This window comes from Glutamicibacter protophormiae (assembly GCF_016894325.1).
Lineage (GTDB): Bacteria > Actinomycetota > Actinomycetes > Actinomycetales > Micrococcaceae > Glutamicibacter > Glutamicibacter protophormiae.
On the sequence record NZ_CP069806.1, the window covers coordinates 1,120,062 to 1,137,434 of the forward strand.

Annotated in this window: 14 protein-coding genes; 12 read left to right on the top strand and 2 right to left on the bottom strand. The window is 64.5% G+C overall.

Going from position 1 to position 17,373, the window contains the following annotated elements; genetic code table 11:
* Window positions 1-6 precede the first annotated feature (6 nt).
* From JQN66_RS05350 to JQN66_RS05365, 4 genes are all read left to right on the top strand, one after another.
* Entirely contained in the window at window positions 7-1,005 is a 999-nt protein-coding gene (locus tag JQN66_RS05350; protein WP_204676942.1) for an ADP-ribosylglycohydrolase family protein, read from the top strand.
* Window positions 1,006-1,224: 219 nt separating this feature from the next.
* Entirely contained in the window at window positions 1,225-2,511 is a 1,287-nt protein-coding gene (locus JQN66_RS05355) for an MFS transporter (RefSeq protein WP_239464150.1), read from the top strand.
* Between the two features lie 5 nt (window positions 2,512-2,516).
* On the top strand, window positions 2,517-3,206 hold the full coding sequence (locus tag JQN66_RS05360) for a FadR/GntR family transcriptional regulator (protein ID WP_204676943.1): 690 nt from the start codon (window positions 2,517-2,519) through the stop codon (window positions 3,204-3,206).
* A gap of 524 nt (window positions 3,207-3,730) precedes the next feature.
* Entirely contained in the window at window positions 3,731-5,959 is a 2,229-nt protein-coding gene (locus tag JQN66_RS05365; RefSeq protein WP_204676944.1) for a polyribonucleotide nucleotidyltransferase, read from the top strand.
* Window positions 5,960-6,099: 140 nt separating this feature from the next.
* On the opposite strand, the gene JQN66_RS05370 is transcribed toward JQN66_RS05365, so the two are convergent.
* Window positions 6,100-7,443 (bottom strand): MFS transporter, encoded by a 1,344-nt coding sequence (locus JQN66_RS05370; RefSeq protein WP_204676945.1) that lies wholly within the window; start codon window positions 7,441-7,443, stop codon window positions 6,100-6,102.
* Between the two features lie 115 nt (window positions 7,444-7,558).
* Between JQN66_RS05370 and JQN66_RS05375 the strand changes: the two genes are divergently transcribed.
* Entirely contained in the window at window positions 7,559-8,023 is a 465-nt protein-coding gene (locus JQN66_RS05375; RefSeq protein WP_204676946.1) for an acyl-CoA thioesterase, read from the top strand.
* A gap of 8 nt (window positions 8,024-8,031) precedes the next feature.
* Here the strand turns inward: JQN66_RS05375 and JQN66_RS05380 are convergent, their stop codons facing one another.
* On the bottom strand, window positions 8,032-9,048 hold the full coding sequence (locus JQN66_RS05380; protein ID WP_204676947.1) for an AraC family transcriptional regulator: 1,017 nt from the start codon (window positions 9,046-9,048) through the stop codon (window positions 8,032-8,034).
* A gap of 142 nt (window positions 9,049-9,190) precedes the next feature.
* On the opposite strand from JQN66_RS05380, the gene JQN66_RS05385 reads away from it, so the two are divergent.
* The 7 genes from JQN66_RS05385 to JQN66_RS05415 all read left to right on the top strand — a co-directional run bounded on the left by JQN66_RS05385 (window position 9,191) and on the right by JQN66_RS05415 (window position 17,316).
* Entirely contained in the window at window positions 9,191-9,979 is a 789-nt protein-coding gene (locus JQN66_RS05385; protein WP_204676948.1) for an SDR family oxidoreductase, read from the top strand.
* 54 nt (window positions 9,980-10,033) lie between these two features.
* Window positions 10,034-11,269 (top strand): styrene monooxygenase/indole monooxygenase family protein, encoded by a 1,236-nt coding sequence (locus tag JQN66_RS05390; RefSeq protein WP_204676949.1) that lies wholly within the window; start codon window positions 10,034-10,036, stop codon window positions 11,267-11,269.
* Window positions 11,270-11,289: 20 nt separating this feature from the next.
* Window positions 11,290-13,017, top strand: a complete 1,728-nt coding sequence (locus JQN66_RS05395; protein WP_204676950.1) for a flavin reductase — start codon at window positions 11,290-11,292, stop codon at window positions 13,015-13,017.
* Between the two features lie 69 nt (window positions 13,018-13,086).
* Window positions 13,087-14,694, top strand: a complete 1,608-nt coding sequence (locus tag JQN66_RS05400; protein ID WP_204676951.1) for a phytoene desaturase family protein — start codon at window positions 13,087-13,089, stop codon at window positions 14,692-14,694.
* Window positions 14,695-14,820: 126 nt separating this feature from the next.
* A complete protein-coding gene (locus JQN66_RS05405) occupies window positions 14,821-15,588 on the top strand; it encodes a cyclase family protein (protein ID WP_113606627.1) in 768 nt (255 codons plus the stop codon).
* 133 nt (window positions 15,589-15,721) lie between these two features.
* On the top strand, window positions 15,722-16,180 hold the full coding sequence (locus JQN66_RS05410; protein ID WP_204676952.1) for a flavin reductase family protein: 459 nt from the start codon (window positions 15,722-15,724) through the stop codon (window positions 16,178-16,180).
* A gap of 32 nt (window positions 16,181-16,212) precedes the next feature.
* The gene (locus JQN66_RS05415) at window positions 16,213-17,316 is read left to right on the top strand and encodes an LLM class flavin-dependent oxidoreductase (protein ID WP_239464151.1); all 1,104 of its coding nucleotides are present in this window, start codon (window positions 16,213-16,215) and stop codon (window positions 17,314-17,316) included.
* Window positions 17,317-17,373 lie beyond the last annotated feature (57 nt).

A 17,373-nucleotide genomic window follows, 5' to 3' on the forward strand; every position in this document is an offset into this window, starting at 1 on the left:
GAATGCATGAAGAATGAAACCGACCGCGACAACCGCGTACGCGGGGTGCTGCTGGGGCTGGCCGCGGGCGACGCGCTGGGCGCCGGCTACGAATTCAAACCGGCCATGGAAGCCGGCGAACCGGTCGGCATGATCGGCGGCGGCCTGGGGGACTTCGCACCCGGCGAATGGACCGATGACACCTCCATGGCGATTGTCATGGCGCAGGCGCTGGCGGCCTCCGGCGGGACGGCGTCGGAGGAAGCCTGCACGCAGATGGTGCGGGGGTGGGTCGACTGGGCCAAGGGCGCACCGGATGTCGGTGTGCAGACCAGCGCGGTGTTGCGGGCGGCGGAATCCCTCGCGCGGCGCGGCGGGCGGGAGCTGCCGGTGGCCGCGGATGCCATCCAGGCTGCGGAGGACGCGCACCAGCGAACGGGCCGCTCGGGCGGCAACGGGAGCCTGATGCGCACCGCACCGGTCGCTCTGGCGTACCTGCACCGTCCGGTCGAGGAAGCCTTCGCGGCCGCCGCAAAGCTCAGCGCCCTGACGCACTTCGACCCGGAGGCTGCAGAAGCCTGCGGGCTGTGGACTGCGGCCATCCGCCATGCGGTGCTCACCGGGCAGCTGGACCTGCGCTGCGGGCTGCACCTGCTGGAACCGGCCCGCGCAGGACTCTGGGAACAGCGCATCAGCGCCGCCGAAGCCGGAGCGCCGAAGGACTTCAGCAACAACGGGTGGGTGGTTGAAGCCTTCCAGGGTGCGTGGAGCGCCATCAGCGCCGCCACCGGCCACGGCACCGGGCAGGCTCCGCTGGACCGGCGGGTGCTGGTCGAAGCGCTGGAAGCCGCGGTGCGCGGCGGGGTGGATACCGACACCGTGGCGGCCATCGCCGGATCGCTGGTCGGGGCCGCCTGCGGCGCCCGCGCGATTCCGGGGGAGTGGCTGGGCATGCTGCACGGTTGGCCGGGGCTCAAAGCTGTGGACCTTGGCGATGCGGCGCTGGAACTGGCTGCAGGCCATTGACCCATAGCCGCGCAGCGGCTGAGCAGATACTCCGTCCGGCCCTCCGCGGCTGGGTCCCTTCTCGGATTGGAGCGGCGGTGCTGGTATCCATGGCACGTCGGCGGGGCCCGGATGCCCGCCAGCGGGTGAGGCTGCCAGTCGAGCCGCGAGGGGCTCTGCGCGGCGCCGCAGCTGGCGTCAGCTTGACCGGCAAAACGTCAGACGTCTAACGTTTGAAAAATGACCGAACAGGTAGATTCCCTCCCAGCTCCATCTCCCGCAGCAGCGGATCCGGCCCCGCCGGCCGCTCACCGCGGATACCGCAGGGTCACCATGGCGCTGGCCCTGGCAGCTGTCGTTCTCCTGGGTTTGAATCTCCGCGTCGCCGTGGCCAGCGCTGCGGCGCTGTTTCCTGCCTTGCAGGAACTGCTGGGCTACGGTCCCGTGGTGGCGGCGCTCCTGCCGACGATTCCCGTTCTGTGTTTCGCCTTTGCCGGGTTGGCGACAACCCGGCTGATGCGGTGGTTAGGGCTGGAACGGTCAATGATGCTGGCGCTGGTGCTGCTTACCGCGGGGCTGTCGATCCGCTTGGCGCCCACCACGTCCATGCTGTTGCTGGGAACTATCGTGGCGATGTCGGGGCTGGCTGTGTGCAATGTGGCCATGCCGTCGTTTGTCCGCAAGTATTTCCCGCAGCGCACGGCGGGCATCACCAGCCTGTATTCCATCACCATGTCCGCGGGAGCTGCCTTGGCATCGGGAATCAGCGTTCCCATCGCCCTGCAGCTGGATTCGCCGTTGGCGGCGTTGGGCGTCTGGGCCATTCCCACGCTGGCGACCCTGGTCGTGGTGGCTCCGCTGGCGATCGGCGCGCGCCGTGAAAAGCCGGCGGTTGGCGCTGCGGACCAGGTGTCGCCCTGGCCGCTGTTGGCGACCCGCCGCGGCCTGCTGATCACCGGGCTCTTCACGCTGCAGGCCCTGCTGGTGTACAGCATCGTGGGCTGGCTGCCCTCGATCCTGGTTGACCGGGGCATGGATCCCACGGCCGCCGGCATGCTGCTCGGCGGGCTTCAGCTGGTCACCATTCCCGCCACGGTGCTGGTCATGGCCCTGGCCGCCCGGGGACTGCTCCGGGCTGCCTTCATGATTGCCAGCTGCGCCGCGTTGGCGGGTTTCGTGTCCCTTGAGCTGCTGCCGGTTCAGCTGGCCCTGCTCCCGACCGTGTTCCTCGGAATTGGCTTCACCATGTTCCCGCTGGTGATGCTCTCCATCAGCCGCAGCGGCGAGAGTGTCGAGGAGTCCTCGGCCATGTCGAGCCTTGCCCAATCGGTGGGCTACATTGTGGCCGCCATCGGGCCGTTCTCGCTGGGGCTGCTCTCCTCGCAGCTGGGCAGCTGGAGCGTGCCGCTGTGGCTCCTCGTGGCAGCGGCGGTGCTGCAGGTGCTCCTGGCCCTATGGCTCAGTGCGGGGACGCGCACGCGCCGTGCCGGCCGGCTTCAGCAAGTCGACGCGGGCGCAGGAAAGTAGTCGGGATGTCTTCCACGCAGCACTTTTCGCGCCGCGGCCCGCTGTCGCATGAAGTCACCGACTGGCTGCGCGAACGCATCGTGTCCGGCCAATGGAAGCGCGACGAACGCATCCCCTCGGAATTCGAGCTCATGGAGCAGCTGCAGGTGTCCCGTGGCACCCTGCGCGAGGCCATCAAGGCCCTGAGCCATGCGGGCATGCTGGAAGTCCTGCGCGGCGACGGCACCTACGTCCGGGCGGCGAATGAATTCGACGGCGCCGCCCAACAGGTGTACCGGGAGCACAAGGACACCGACGTGCTCCAGCTGCGCTTCGCATTGGACACCCAGGCCGCACGGCTCGCGGCGCTCCGTGCGGATGCCGGTGAGATGGCCAAACTGCGCGAACTGCTCGACAAGCGACGCCGCGCCTGGCATGACGGGGACATCCAGGCGTGGATCGACGCGGACTGGAAGTTCCACCTGGTGGTCGCCGAAGTTTCCGGGAACCGGCTGCTGCACGAGGTCTACACGAGTTTCAACGACATCTTCCACGGAACCAAGATGCACCAGCGGCTGCTCGACGGCTTCGACGGATGCCTGGCGGCCGGGCATGAGGAGCTGCTCGGGGCCATCGAGGCACGCGACGAGGAGACGGCCGCAGCCAGCGTTCTGGCCAATCTGGAGTACTGCATGAGCTGGGCGCAACGCGGCTGAGCGCTCCGCCGCACCCCGGGTTCCGCGCCGGCCTGCCCGGCAGGATCAAAAAGCCGTGAAAATCGTCGGTCGGTGCCCATCGGCTGCGGCGTTGGTACGCACCAGTGGTTCGGGTACGACGTGGGCGAAGCATGCTCGTTCTCCGTGACGAGTTGCCTGGCCCTCGTGGAGCTGGACAGCGCCATGAAAATCAGGACCCCGGACTTGCTTCGTTCCACTGCAGCCGGTTTTCGGACAAGCCGTCCCACTCGGGGCGCGCCACGTGATACCTGGCCCACTGCAGCTTTGGCGGTTTCCCGGTAGGCTTAGACATGGGTCGGTGCATCGTGCGCCGCGCCCCGAATGAAAACAACTCCCAGGACTGACCGACCGTTGGTCCCGACCGCCAGCTTCGCGGTCCTCGGTAGTGATCTTCGCAGGGCCCTTCAGGGTCACGCGCGGGTCTCGATCGAAGACCAGATCTGGGTAGGGCCACACGGTTCGCTCACCGTCGCATGGGAGCGATCGAAAGGAGCACCCCCTTAATGGAGGGTCCAGAAATCCAGTTCGCCGAGGCCGTTATCGACAACGGCCGCTTCGGCTCCCGCACCATCCGCTTCGAGACCGGCCGCCTTGCCAAGCAGGCCGCCGGCTCAGCCTTGGTCTACATCGACGAAGAAACCGCGCTGCTGTCGGCAACCACTGCCGGCAAGCACCCGCGCGAAGGCTTCGACTTCTTCCCGCTGACCGTGGACGTCGAGGAGCGCATGTACGCTGCCGGCCGCATCCCGGGCAGCTTCTTCCGCCGCGAAGGCCGTCCGTCGACCGAGGCCATCCTGGCCTGCCGTCTGATGGACCGCCCGCTGCGCCCGGCATTCGTCAAGGGCCTGCGCAACGAGGTCCAGGTAGTTGTCACCGTCCTGGCCATCGATCCGGACGAGCTGTACGACGTGGTGGCCATCAACGCCTCCTCGATGTCGACCCAGCTGTCGGGCCTGCCATTCTCCGGCCCGATCGGCGGCGTTCGCGTTGCCCTGGTCGACGACGGAAACGGCGCCCAGTGGGTTGCCTTCCCTCGCCACTCCGACCTGAAGAACTCGGTCTTCAACATGGTTGTCGCCGGCCGCATCGCCGGGGACGACGTTGCCATCATGATGGTGGAAGCCGAAGCTACCGACAACGCTTGGGAACTGATCAAGGAACGCGGCGCCCAGGCACCGACCGAAGAGGTTGTCGCGCAGGGCCTTGAGGCCGCCAAGCCGTTCATCAAGGTGCTGTGCGAGGCGCAGGCCGATCTGGCTTCCCGCGCCGCCAAGGAAACCGTCGAGTTCCCTGTCTTCCGCGACTATGAAGAGGATGCCTACGCAGCAGTCGAGGCCGCCGCTTCGACCCGCCTGGCAGAGATCTACACCATCGCCGACAAGCAGGACCGCGACAACGCCGCCAGCGACTACAAGGACGAGATCCTTGCCGAGCTGGCCGGCGAAGGCAAGGCTTTCGAGGAGCGCGCAGGCGAGATCTCCAAGGCCTTCGGCTCGCTGACCAAGCACATCGTGCGCCAGCGCATCCTGACCGAGCAGGTCCGCATCGACGGCCGCGGCCTGGCAGACATCCGCCAGCTGTCCGCCGAGGTCGAGGTCCTGCCTCGCGTGCACGGTTCGGCCATCTTCGAGCGCGGCGAAACCCAGATCATGGGCGTCACCACCTTGAACATGCTGAAGATGGAGCAGCAGATCGACTCGCTGTCCCCAGTGAAGTCCAAGCGCTACATGCACAACTACAACTTCCCGCCATACTCGACCGGTGAGACCGGCCGCGTGGGTTCGCCGAAGCGCCGCGAAATCGGCCACGGCGCACTGGCCGAGCGCGCACTGGTTCCAGTGCTGCCTAGCCGCGAGGAATTCCCGTACGCCATCCGCCAGGTCTCCGAGGCACTGGGCTCCAACGGCTCGACCTCCATGGGCTCGGTCTGCGCCTCGACCCTGTCGCTGCTGAACGCCGGCGTGCCGCTGAAGGCCGCCGTGGCAGGCATCGCCATGGGCTTGGTTTCGGACACCGTTGACGGAGAAACCCGCTACGCCGCCCTGACCGACATCTTGGGCGCCGAAGATGCCATGGGCGACATGGACTTCAAGGTCGCAGGTACCTCCGAGTTCGTGACCGCCATCCAGCTGGACACCAAGCTGGACGGCATCCCTGCCTCGGTGCTGGCAGCTGCGCTGACCCAGGCCCGCGAAGCACGACTGCACATCCTGAACGTGCTGAACCAGGCCATCGACGCTCCGGACGAGCTGAACGTCAACGCTCCGCGCATCATCTCGGTGAAGATCCCGGTTGACAAGATCGGCGAGGTCATCGGCCCTAAGGGCAAGATGATCAACCAGATCCAGGAAGACACCGGAGCAGACATCTCGATCGAGGATGACGGCACCGTGCTGATCGGCGCAACCAACGGCGAATCCGCCGAGGCTGCCCGTTCGGCCATCAACGCCATCGCCAACCCTCAGGTTCCTGAGGTCGGCGAGCGTTACCTGGGCACCGTCGTGAAGCTGACCACCTTCGGTGCGTTCGTTTCGCTGACGCCGGGCAAGGACGGCCTGCTGCACATCTCCGAGCTGCGCAAGATCAACGACGGCAAGCGTGTCGAGGACGTCGAAGACGTTGTCGGCGTGGGCCAGAAGATCCAGGTCGAGATCACCAAGATCGATGACCGCGGCAAGCTGTCGCTGGCACCGGTCGTCGAGGACGAAGCCGAGGCCGTAGCCGCCGAGTAATCTCGCTGGCTGACGTCTGACGGGCCCCGTTCCACCCTGTGGTGGAACGGGGCCTTTCTCGTTTCTGTATGGAGACAAACGCCATGGTGCCCCACCGGTCAAAGTCGGCGGGGCACCATCGCGGGGCCAGTGCGCTGAGGTTAGTCGGTGACGAGCTCCTCGCCTGAACGGGCCACGCGAGTTTTTTCCTCGACGATGCGCGGCGGGATCAGGGCGACGGCCACGGCCGCGATCACGCCCACGATGGCGAAGAAGATGAAGTTGAATTCGAAGCTGACGCCGGTGGCGGCGATCCAGCCACCGATGATCGGCCCGGAGATCGCGCCGATGCGGGCGAAGGACAGTGCCCAGCCGGTTGCGGTGCCACGTTGCGCCGCCGGGTAGTAGTCGGCGATGTAGCCGGTCAGCACCAGCGAGGTGGAGATCGACCCGATGCCGGCGAAGGCCACGAGGCACAGGTTCACGAACATGGAGTTCGGGAACATCAGCATCAGGATGCCGCCGGCGCCGAGCAGGTAGAACACCACCAGGATGACCTTTTGGCCGTATTTGTCGGCAAGGTAGCCTAGGATTAGGCCGCCGGCTGCGGAGGCCAGCGAGAAGACCAGCAGGAAGGTCAGCGAGGATCCCAGATCGTAACCGGCTTTGCGCATGATCTGTGGAAGCCAGGTATTCAGGCCGTAGACCAAGACCATGCCGCAGAACAGCGAAATCCAGAAGAACACGGTGGAGCGCAGGTACTTGCCGGAGAACATCGCACCCAGAACTTCACGCCACGGCACCTTCTTGCCCGGGATTGCCGGAGCCTTGGGCTCGTAGTTGCGCACGTTCAGCTTCGCAGCCAAGCTCTTTGCCTCGGCAATACGGCCCTTGGCCACGAGATATTCCAGGGACTCGGGCAGTAACCAAGCGATCACCGGCAGGATGAGCACCGGCAGGGAACCGACGGCAATGACCCAACGCCAGCCGAGCACCGGCAGCAGAGCCATGGCGACCAGCGCGGCGGCAACGATGCCCAGGGAATAGCCCGAGTACATGATGCCGTAGTTCAGCGACCGCTTTTTGGGGGCCGAGTATTCGATGGTCAGCGCTGCTGCGACGGGAATAATACCGCCCATGCCGAGGCCGCCCAGCAGGCGGAAGAGCCCGAAAAGCTCGGGGGTCGGGGCGAGCGCTGCACCGGCTTGGGTGATGGTGAAAATGACCATCGAGGCGAGCAGCATTTTCTTTCGGCCGATCACGTCGCTGAGCGTGCCGATGAACAGCGCGCCGATGAGCATGCCGACCAGCGCGTAGGCGCCCAGACCGCCGAGTTCCAGGGGAGTCAGTGACCATTCCTTGTATTCGGCGAGTGCCGGCAGCACCGCACCGAGCACGCCCACGTCGTATCCTTCGGCCAGGATGGCCAACCAGCAGGCGAACAGCACCAGTCCCGTGGTTCGTTTGGGAATGTTCCATTCCTCGACGTTCTTGACTGTCGTCATGTTGCTCCTCATTGCCATGCAGTGCGGGGTTGCCTGATTCACATATTATGGCGTTAATGTGACGGGCGTTACAATAGTTCGAGAGATTAAGTTTTCGGGACCAGGGGAGTGCGAAATGAGCGATACGGGACAGGCGCAGCGAATAGAGGATGTTGTCGAAGGCTGCCTCGCGGGAGCGGTGGCAGGCACTGCTAGCGAGCGCATCATCGAGTGGGTGGACACCGATGCGGCAGGCCATCAGCACAACTCGGTCATCATGAGATTCGTTGAAGCCGCGGAATCAAAACTGTTCCGTGAACTTGAGCTTCCTGACTACTTTCCCATCGCGCCTCGCGTGCGTCAGGAAGTCGACTACAAGGCCAAACTCTTTTTCGGGCAGCGAGTGACTACGGTGCTGCGTATCGATCGACTGGGGGAGAAATCCCTGAGTTTCTCGTTCAAGGTATTTGGCCATGAGCATGAGGGTCGGGCAATCGTGGAGGCCGCTTCTGGAAAATTCGTTACCGCGTGCGTACTGCTGGGTGCGCAGTCTTCGGCGCCCTGGCCGGACAACGTCCGCCGTGCAATTCTTGGTGGTTAGCGGCGGCGCTAGTTGCCTTTTCCGCGCAGGGTAGCCGAAGGGGATACCCCGAATTGGTGCTTGTAGCTCTGTGCGAAACGCCCCAAATGGGCGAATCCGCAGTCCTGCGCAATCTGCGAAACATTCGCCGACTGAGGGTCGGCGGAGAGCAGCTTGTCGCGTGCCCGTTCCAGTCGCGCCTTGCGCAACTGGGCCGATGGGGTCGAGTTCAGCTCCCGCGCGACGGCTACCTGAAGTGTCCTCGCCGCTACACCTAGCGCCTCCGCCATATCCAAAACCGTGAGGTCTTCCGCGGAGTGGGCCCGCAGCAGGGTGAGGAATTCCTGAATCAAACGCGAAGAGTAACCATTGATGGTCGGGACGTTCCATTGCTCCATGCTCTGCGCGAGATTCGAGCGATTTGCCATGAGCCAGCGGGCCAGGACCAGCTCGTGCTGCAGCCTTCGCGCGTAATCACTGAGGCGGTCGGTTTTCTCATTGAGCATGTCATGCAGTTCAAAGACTGAACGCATAAATGCCTGCCCCTCGGAGCTGGATAGATCCATGGATGGGGTCAGCCTCAACGAGCCGTCAATCTGCGCTCCGTAGAGGCTCTGCGCCGCGGATTCCAGCGCCGCGCGCGGTGCGGTCAAAATTATCTGCGGGGTGTTTTTCTCCCAATGCATGGAGAACTCGGCATCGATCGGCGGCACCGAGGCGATTTGCGGTGTGGACACCACTTGCTGGCGTCCGATCTGGAGTTCTGCGCGCCCGGATAAAGGAATCTGCACCATGTAGAAGGTCTTCAGTGCCTCGGGGCTGATCTTCACGGACGCGCCGTAATCCAGCATGTGCAGCCCGATGCCGGAACCGGTGGAGCGCAGGTTCATCTTCAGCGTGCCCTGGGCGGCGCCCTTCTGCAGCTTGTGAGGACAGAACAGCGTGCCAATTTTCTCGCGGGCCTCGTGCAGATCCGCCGTGGCAAGGGTCGGCAACTGGTCCAGAACGCGGGTTGAAGCTGGGCTCGCAAGAGGCTGGCTGAGCATGACGTGCGCTCCTTCGGGTGTCCATGCGTACTTTGGATATCTGCTGCGTGCAGCGGATAGTACGCACCCCTGAGGCGAAGTAGGTTCTATCCAGAACACCAATTATGACATGCGTCATAGCGTGGGAAAGTTGAGGGGTGCAATGGAAGAACTGCAGGATCGCGTCGTTCTGGTGACCGGTGGCGCTACCAAGGTAGGTGTGGGAATTGTCCAGTGCCTGGCACGCGCCGGAGCGCAGGTCATCGTCCTAGACATCGATAGCGAGGGTGGAGTCCGACTGGCAGAGCAGATTCCACAGGTCGAATTCCACTCACTGGACATCACCGACGACGCGGCCATCACTGGGCTGATGGACTCCGTGTCCCGGCGCTTCGGAAAGCTCGACGGACTGGTCAACCTGGCCTGCAGCTACCTCGACGAAGGAGCCGAATCGCCGCGCGCCGACTGGCTGGCGGCGTTGAACATCAACGTGGTCTCCGCCGTCATGCTGGCCAACTCGGCGCGGCCGCTGCTGGCAGCCTCCGGGCATGGAGCCATCGTCAATTTCACCTCGATCTCCAGCTCCGTCGCGCAGACCGGACGCTGGCTGTATCCGGCCAGCAAGGCGGCGCTGGTGCAGATTACCCGCTCCATGGCGGCCGACCTCGCCGCCGACGGCATCCGGGTGAACTCGGTCAGCCCGGGCTGGACCTGGTCCAAGATCATGGACACGCTCAGCGGCGGCAACCTGGAAAAGACCGACTCCGTGGCGGCCCCATTCCACATCCTGGGGCGGGTCGGCCGCCCCGAGGAAGTCGGCGAGGTCGTCTCCTTCCTGCTCTCGGACAAGGCATCCTTCGTGACCGGCGCCGACTGGGCCGCCGACGGGGGCTACTCCGCGCTGGGCCCGGAACGCAACGAACCTGCCATCCCGCTGCTGGCCGCCAAGTAGCGCCCCAGCCTCACGACGCTTCATCCACCACAAACCACGAAGGATCTCCTGATCATGGATTCACGACACATCACGATCGTCGGCGCCGGGCAGTCCGGCTTGCAGCTGGGCATTGGCCTGCTGGATGCCGGCTACCAGGTCACCCTGATTTCCAACCGCACGCCCGAGCAAATCCGCGATGGCTCCATCGCCTCCAGCCAGTGCATGTTCGACCAAGCGCTGGGACACGAACGCGCCCTGGGCCTGGACCTCTGGCCGGATGCCCCGGTCGTGGAGGGGATCTCCTTCACCATCGCGCCTACCGAGGCACCGGGCGTGAAAGCCATCAGCTGGGACCACCGCCTTGACGCTGCGGCGCAGTCCATCGACCAGCGGGTCAAATTCCCGGCATTCATGGCCGAATTCGAAAAGCGCGGCGGCACCCTGGTCTTCCAGGACGCCGGAATCGCGGAGCTGGAACGCTACGCGGAAACCAGCGACATGGTCCTGGTCGCAGCAGGCAAGGGCGAAATCGCCCAGCTGTTCACCCGCGACGATCAGCGCAGCCACTACGCCGCCCCGCAACGTGCCTTGGCCTTGACCTACGTGAACAGGATGGCTCCGCGCGATGAATTCTCTGCGGTGAACTTCAACGTCATACCGGGTGTCGGCGAATACTTCGTCTTCCCGGCGCTGACCACCACCGGGCCCTGCGAGATCATGGTCTTCGAAGGATTGCCCGGATCCGACATGGATTCCTGGAAGGGGCTGACTCCGGCCGAGCACCTGGAGAACTCCCTGCGCATCCTGCGCACCTATCTGCCGTGGGAATACGAGCGCTGCGCCAACGTTGAACTCACCGATGCCAACGGCGTGCTGCAGGGACGCTTCCCGCCGACTGTCCGCCACCCGCTGGCAACCCTGCCCTCGGGCAAGACCGTGGTCGGCATGGCCGACGTGGTGGTGCTCAACGACCCGATCACCGGCCAGGGCTCGAACAACGCCTCCAAGTGCGCCGCCAGCTACCTGGCCTCGATCATCGGCCACGGGGACGCCGCATACGACGACTCGTTCAAGACCTCGATGTTCGAAGAGTACTGGAAGTACGCGCAGCACGTGGCCCGCTGGACCAACACCATGCTGGCCCCGCCGGCCGAGCATGCACTGGGCCTGTTCGCCGCAGCGCAGCAGAACCCCTCCATCGCCCGGCGTTTTGCCAATGGCTTCGACTACCCGCCGGACTTCGGCTCGTGGTTCCTGGACGCCCAAGGCGCCGCAGAATACCAGGCCTCGTTCAATACCGTGGCCTAGATCAGCCAAGGAGCAGCATCATGCGAAAAATTGCAATCGTCGGAGCCGGCGAATCCGGCGCCCAGCTGGCCCTGGAACTGCAGCGGCTGGAACACGAAGTCACCCTGTTCTCCGACCGCTCCGCGGCCGAAATCCGCAGCGGAACGATCACCTCCAGCCAGTGCGTCTTTTCCTCCGCGTTGCGGGTCCAGCTGCCGCTGGAGATCCCCGGCGCGGACAGCACGTCGATAGGCATCACCGGGATGACCTTCAACATCAAGCCCGAAGAAGGCGAAGCCATCTCCTGGCATGGATCGCTGGAAAACCCGGCGATGTCCGTGGACCAGCGCGTGAAGTGCGCGCTCTGGATTGAGCAGTTCATCACCCGCGGAGGCGACTTCCGCATCGAGAAGCTCAACGTCAAGCGCCTGGATGAACTGGCCGCGCTCTACGACCTGGTGGTCGTCTGCACCGGCAAGGGTGAACTCGGGCAAATCTTCTCCACCGACAAGTCGCGTAGTCCCTATGACCGTCCCCAGCGTGCTGTCGCGGTGACCTACGTGAAGCCGGCCCAGAACAGCGGGCCGGAAAACACCAACGAAATCCGGATGAACATGCTCCCGGGCGTCGGCGAATTCTTCACCTTCCCGGGGCTGAGCACCGAAGGCGCCTGCCAGATGATGGTCTTCGAAGGCATCCCCGGCGGGCCGATGGACTGCTGGGACACCGTCTCGGACGCCGCAGGGCATTGGGAGACCTCCCTGTCCATCCTGCGCGAGCATTTCCCGGCCGAATACGAGTTGTTCAAGGACAGCGAGCTCAACGATCCCGGTGCCTGCCTGCGCGGGCGGATCACCCCGGTGGTGCGTCATGCGGTGGGCGGACTGCCCGGAGGCCGCGCCGTGCTGGGCCTGGGTGATGCCATCATGCTCAACGACCCGGTGACCGGGCAGGGCTCCAACAACGCGACCCTCGCGGCCGACCACTACGCCCGGGCGATCCATATCCACGGTGATGCGCCCTTCGACGAAGCATGGATGACGCGGACCTTCGACGAATACTGGCGCGGCTGGGGCCAGTTCTCGACGGTATGGACCAACTCGATGCTGCGCAGCAAGGACGGATGGCAGCTGGAGGTGCTGGCCAAGGCCAGCGAGCACCAGGCGCTCGCGGACTCGTTCGCCAACGGCTTCGACGACCCCAGGACGCTGTTTCCCTGGTGGTTCGACCGCCAGGAAGCTGCGGCCTTCGTCGAGCGGATCGTCGCCGAGGAAGGCGCCGCCTTCGACCTGCGCGACTTCCGCACCACCCTGGGCCAGTTCGCCACCGGCGTGACCGTGGTGACCACCCGCACCCCGCAGGGTTCGAAGGTCGGCATGACCGCCAACTCCTTCACCTCGGTGTCGATGGATCCGCCGCTGGTGCTGTGGTGCCCGAGCAAGTTCGCCCCGTCGCTGCCGGACTTCGAGGCGGCAACGCACTTTGCCATCAATGTGCTTGAATCCTCGCAACACGTGCTCTCGCGGCAATTCGCCACCCCCGCGGATGACAAATTCGCCGGGGTGGGCATTTCCGAAGGCGTCGCCGGGCTTCCACTGCTCGACGGATCGGTGGCCACGTTCGAATGCCGGACAGTGGCTCGCCACGAGGCCGGGGATCACGTAATTTACGTGGGTGAGGTGGAAAAGTACTCACGGGCCGAAGGAGACCCGTTGGTCTTCCATGCCGGGGCGTACCACAGCACCGAGCTTCACCCGGATTTCAAGTAGCACTGCGCCGGAGCCGTCCGCAGCGGCTCCGGCGCATTACGCAAGCAGGACTGCAACAGAGGAGAGAAGATGCGCAGCGACTACGTCATCATCGGCTCGGGAATCAATTCGCTGGTGGCAGCCGCCGAACTGGCCGGCGGGGGAGCCTCCGTCACGCTGCTCGAGCAGCACGGGAGGATCGGCGGATTCATCGATTCCGCGGAACTGACCCTGCCTGGATTCGTCCACGACACGTATTCCTCTTGGCATCCGTTGTTCGTCTCGGGACCTGGCTATGCGGCCTTGGGCGAAGACCTGCATCGGCACGGGCTGCGCTATCGCAATACCGAAGATGCCGGCATCGACTGGGTTACCGCCAGCGTCGGCACCGATGCGAGCGGGCGGCGGCTCACAGCCATGGCAACCCGGGATCCCAAGGCCACCGCGGAGCTGTTCGGGAACCCTGCGGACCGGTCGGCCTACTTGCAGATGATGGACGAGTTCGGGGCCCAGGCCCCGGTGGTCTTCGGGGCTCTGGGCGGCGAGATGAACTGGCCGGTCCTGGCCAAGCTCGGATTCAAGGCGCTGCGCATGGGGGTGGGCAATGCGCAGAACTTGGTGAGGCAGGCGCTGATGAGCGGGCGCAACTACACCCGGAGCCGTTTCACGGGAACGGAAGCCGACCAGCTGTGGGCTCCCTGGCTGCTGCACGCCGGGCTGGGGCCCGAACAAGCCAGCGGTGGCATCATGCTTCCAGTGATGGCAGCCAGCATGCACCAGTTCGGCCTTCCTGTGGTTGAAGGCGGAGCCGGGAACTTCCTCAAAGCGTTCGAAGCATTGCTCATTGAACGCGGAGTCGATATCCGCACCGGAACAAGGGCCGAGCGCATCGGCGCGCTGAACGCCGGCACCCGCACGGTGCTCACCGACCAGGGCGAATTCACCGCGGAGATTGCGGTGCTCGCCTCCGTCTCGGTGCCTGGGCTCTATGACGAGTTGCTCGAAGGCGAGGACACTTCGAAATCCTTTCCCCACGAGACGAAATCCTATCTGCCCGGACGAGCCGCGATGCAGGTCCACCTAGCGCTGGATGCGCCGGTTCCATGGGCCGACCAGCGACTAGCCTCCACGCCGCTGGTCCATCTGAGCACCGGGTCGGATTCCACCGCCATTGCCTGTGCCCAGGCGGAAGCGGGGCTGCTTCCCGCGGAGCCAACAGTCGTGGTGGGCCAGCAATGCGTGCTGGATCCAAGCCGCGCGCCGGAGGGCAAAGCGACGCTGTGGATCCAACTGCAGGAACTCCCATTTGTCCCACGCGGGGATGCCGCCGGTGAGTTGCAAACTGCCAACGGCTGGGACAACGAACTGGTTGAGAAATACGTGGATCGAGTGCTGGATCGCATCGAAGAGTTCGCACCGGGATTCCGGAACCTCGTGCTGGCCCGCACAGCGATCAGCCCGGCGGCGCTCGCCGAAGCCAACCCCAATGCCGTGGCCGGGGATCCCTACGGGGGATCGGCCGAGCTGTTTCAGAACCTGCTGTGGAGGCCTGTGCCCGGTGTCGGCCGGGGCCGGCAGCCAGCCAAGGGCGTTTGGCACATCGGCGCGGCCAGCCACCCCGGGCCAGGCCTGGGCGGAGGCTCCGGGCATCTGGCCGCGCAACAGTTGCTCCGCGCCGCGAAACGGCGCCGGAAATAGTCCGTCATTCAGGCCCGGACACTTCCCTGCGTGAGTCCCCGCTGATAGATTTGGCTCATGCAATCATTGTGACGGTCGTCACTAATTTTCAATAAGTAGTTTCCTCATCTCTTCTTTGGAGGCGTAATGACTCAACTAACCCACGTGCTGACGTCGCTGGCTGCCGGATCGGTGACGGTCCAGGACCTCACCGCTCCGCTGTCCAAGGACACCCCAACGCTGGTTCTGCCGGATCCCTTCTCGAACCTGATCGACTTCAGCCTCGAAGAGGTGTCGGCCTACAATGAGCCCGGCCCGTTCTGGAAGCACCACAACATCCACACCGGTGAGCACATCGGAACCCACATCGATGCCCCGGTGCACTGGATCTCGGGTCGGGAGGGCAAGGACGTATCCCAGATTGATCCGCAGCGTCTCGTTGGACCCGCGGTGGTGCTCGACTTCAGTGCGGAAGCAGCAGCCGACCCCGACTACCTGATTAGCGTCGAGGATCTGAAGTCTTGGCAGGAGGCGCACGGAGAATTTCCGGCCAATGCTTGGCTGCTCTTCCGCACCGGCTGGGACCAGTACGGCGAGGACCGTGCCGCCTTCCTGAACTTGGACGACAATGGATCGCATACACCGGGGTTCACCGCCGAATGCGCCCGGTACATCGCCGAGGAGCTCGACATCTCCGGGGTCGGCGTGGAAACCGTGGGTATCGATGCGGGCAACGCGGCCCTGCTCGACCCGCCGTTCCCAATGCACAATTTCTTGCTGGGCAATGACAAATACGGCATCACGTCGCTGAAAAACCTGTCCAAGCTGCCCATGTTCGGCGCGATGATCGTTGTCGCGCCGCTGCCCATCGTGGGCGGCACCGGTGCGCCGACGCGAGTGCTGGCGCTGATGTAGCTCCGCGGTCCGTAGTTCATCGCAAAGCGGATAGCGGATAGCGCCGATCGGATAGCTGGTGACGGGCGTCACTTGCCACCATTGATCCAACAACGCATAAGCGTTGGGACATCGATTCTGCGAGGTAGCCATCATGACAACGTCGACAGCCCCGAAGAAATCCAGCACCCGGGTTTCCGGCCAGGATCTCCGCGAGGCAATGCGGGTCTGGATCACCGGTACCACGATCGTGACCGCCCGCGAGCCGGGCGGTCAGCGGATCGGACTGGTATCCAACTCGTTCACCTCCGTCTCGCTGAATCCGCCGCTGGTCTCCTGGTGCGTGGACAAGGGCTCCTCGGCAATCGACGCATGGAAGGCGGCCGAGGCATTCTCCGTCCATATCCTGGCCGACGGTCAGGAACACTGGATTCGGAAGTTCGCCACCCGCGGAGCTGACAAATTCCAGGGAGTGGAAACAGCCTCAAGCCTGCTCGGCACCCCGGTGCTGGAGATTCCGGGAACCAGGATGGACTGCCGCGTAGTCCAGCTCCACGAGGCGGGGGATCACTACATCCTCTTGGGCCAGGTCCACCGGATCGAAGAACGATGACCAGTAAGCACAATTACGGACAGGACAAAATCATGACTCGACAGATTCTCGACCGCAAGGATTTCAAGCTCGGACTGTTCTCCGCGAACTGCTCCGGAGGTCTGGCCGTGACCAAGATCGACGAGCGCTGGGGAGCCACCTGGGAAGAGAATCTGGCGATGGCCAAGGTCGCGGACCAATTGGGTTTCGATTTCCTGCTTCCCATCGCCCGCTGGATCGGATACAAGGGCGACACCAATTTCCACGGCAGTGTCCTGGACCCGATCGTCTGGGCCGCTGCGCTGATCAGCAGCACGGAGCGGATCAACGTCTTCTCCACCATCCACACCGCCTTCAACCACCCGATGGTCACCGCCAAGCAGATGGCGACCCTCGACCAGCTCGGCGGTGGCGGACGCGCGGGATTGAACATCGTCGCCGGCTGGAACCAGCCGGAATACGAGGCCATGGGGACCCTCATGCCGCACGAACACGACGACCGATACAGCTTCGCCCAGGAATGGGCGGACGTCGTCCTGGCGGCCTGGCAGGAACCGGGAATCTTCAACATGGAGACCAAGCATTTCAAGCTGCGCGGAGCCGAATCCGAACCGAAGCCGCTGGGCAACAAGGTGCCGATCCTGAACGCTGGCTCTTCCGGCCAAGGACGGGCCTACGCGGCGAAGAACTCGGACTTCGTGTTCACCATCGTGCCGGACGTAGCCACAGGAGCCACGATCGCCTCGACCGTGAAGGAACAGGCCCGCACCGAATTCGGCCGGGAGGTCGGCGTCTTCACCCTGGGCCACGTGGTCTGCCGCGATACCCGTGAAGAAGCCCATGAATACCTGGAATACTATGCCCGGGACAACGCGGACTGGGGCGCGGTGGACTACCTGATGGGGCTACAGGGCCTGCATGCCCAGTCTTTCACCCCGGAAATGCTCGCGACCATGCGCGACCGCTTTGCCTCCGGCCACGGCTCCCTGCCATTGGTCGGTACCCCGGAGGATGTCGCGGACCAGATCACCGCCTTGTACGAGGCCGGTTTCGACGGCATGACGTTGGCGTTCGTCGACTACGTGACCGAGCTTGAATACTTCGGCCAGAAGGTGCTTCCAATCCTGGAAGCCCGAGGTGTTCGGCTGCCCCGCTAGGCGGCAGAAGGTGGCAGGGCCCCGCAATGGTGCGGGGCCCATGCCCTGTGCAACAGG

Excerpts from the sequence above, each read along its gene's own strand:
- JQN66_RS05350 (WP_204676942.1), top strand. The coding sequence starts at position 7 with ATGAAGAATGAAACCGACCGCGACAACCGCGTACGCGGGGTGCTGCTG.
- JQN66_RS05355 (WP_239464150.1), top strand. The coding sequence starts at position 1,225 with ATGACCGAACAGGTAGATTCCCTCCCAGCTCCATCTCCCGCAGCAGCG.
- JQN66_RS05360 (WP_204676943.1), top strand. The coding sequence starts at position 2,517 with ATGTCTTCCACGCAGCACTTTTCGCGCCGCGGCCCGCTGTCGCATGAA.
- JQN66_RS05365 (WP_204676944.1), top strand. The coding sequence starts at position 3,731 with ATGGAGGGTCCAGAAATCCAGTTCGCCGAGGCCGTTATCGACAACGGC.
- JQN66_RS05370 (WP_204676945.1), bottom strand. The coding sequence starts at position 7,443 with ATGACGACAGTCAAGAACGTCGAGGAATGGAACATTCCCAAACGAACC.
- JQN66_RS05375 (WP_204676946.1), top strand. The coding sequence starts at position 7,559 with ATGAGCGATACGGGACAGGCGCAGCGAATAGAGGATGTTGTCGAAGGC.
- JQN66_RS05380 (WP_204676947.1), bottom strand. The coding sequence starts at position 9,048 with ATGCTCAGCCAGCCTCTTGCGAGCCCAGCTTCAACCCGCGTTCTGGAC.
- JQN66_RS05385 (WP_204676948.1), top strand. The coding sequence starts at position 9,191 with ATGGAAGAACTGCAGGATCGCGTCGTTCTGGTGACCGGTGGCGCTACC.
- JQN66_RS05390 (WP_204676949.1), top strand. The coding sequence starts at position 10,034 with ATGGATTCACGACACATCACGATCGTCGGCGCCGGGCAGTCCGGCTTG.
- JQN66_RS05395 (WP_204676950.1), top strand. The coding sequence starts at position 11,290 with ATGCGAAAAATTGCAATCGTCGGAGCCGGCGAATCCGGCGCCCAGCTG.
- JQN66_RS05400 (WP_204676951.1), top strand. The coding sequence starts at position 13,087 with ATGCGCAGCGACTACGTCATCATCGGCTCGGGAATCAATTCGCTGGTG.
- JQN66_RS05405 (WP_113606627.1), top strand. The coding sequence starts at position 14,821 with ATGACTCAACTAACCCACGTGCTGACGTCGCTGGCTGCCGGATCGGTG.
- JQN66_RS05410 (WP_204676952.1), top strand. The coding sequence starts at position 15,722 with ATGACAACGTCGACAGCCCCGAAGAAATCCAGCACCCGGGTTTCCGGC.
- JQN66_RS05415 (WP_239464151.1), top strand. The coding sequence starts at position 16,213 with ATGACTCGACAGATTCTCGACCGCAAGGATTTCAAGCTCGGACTGTTC.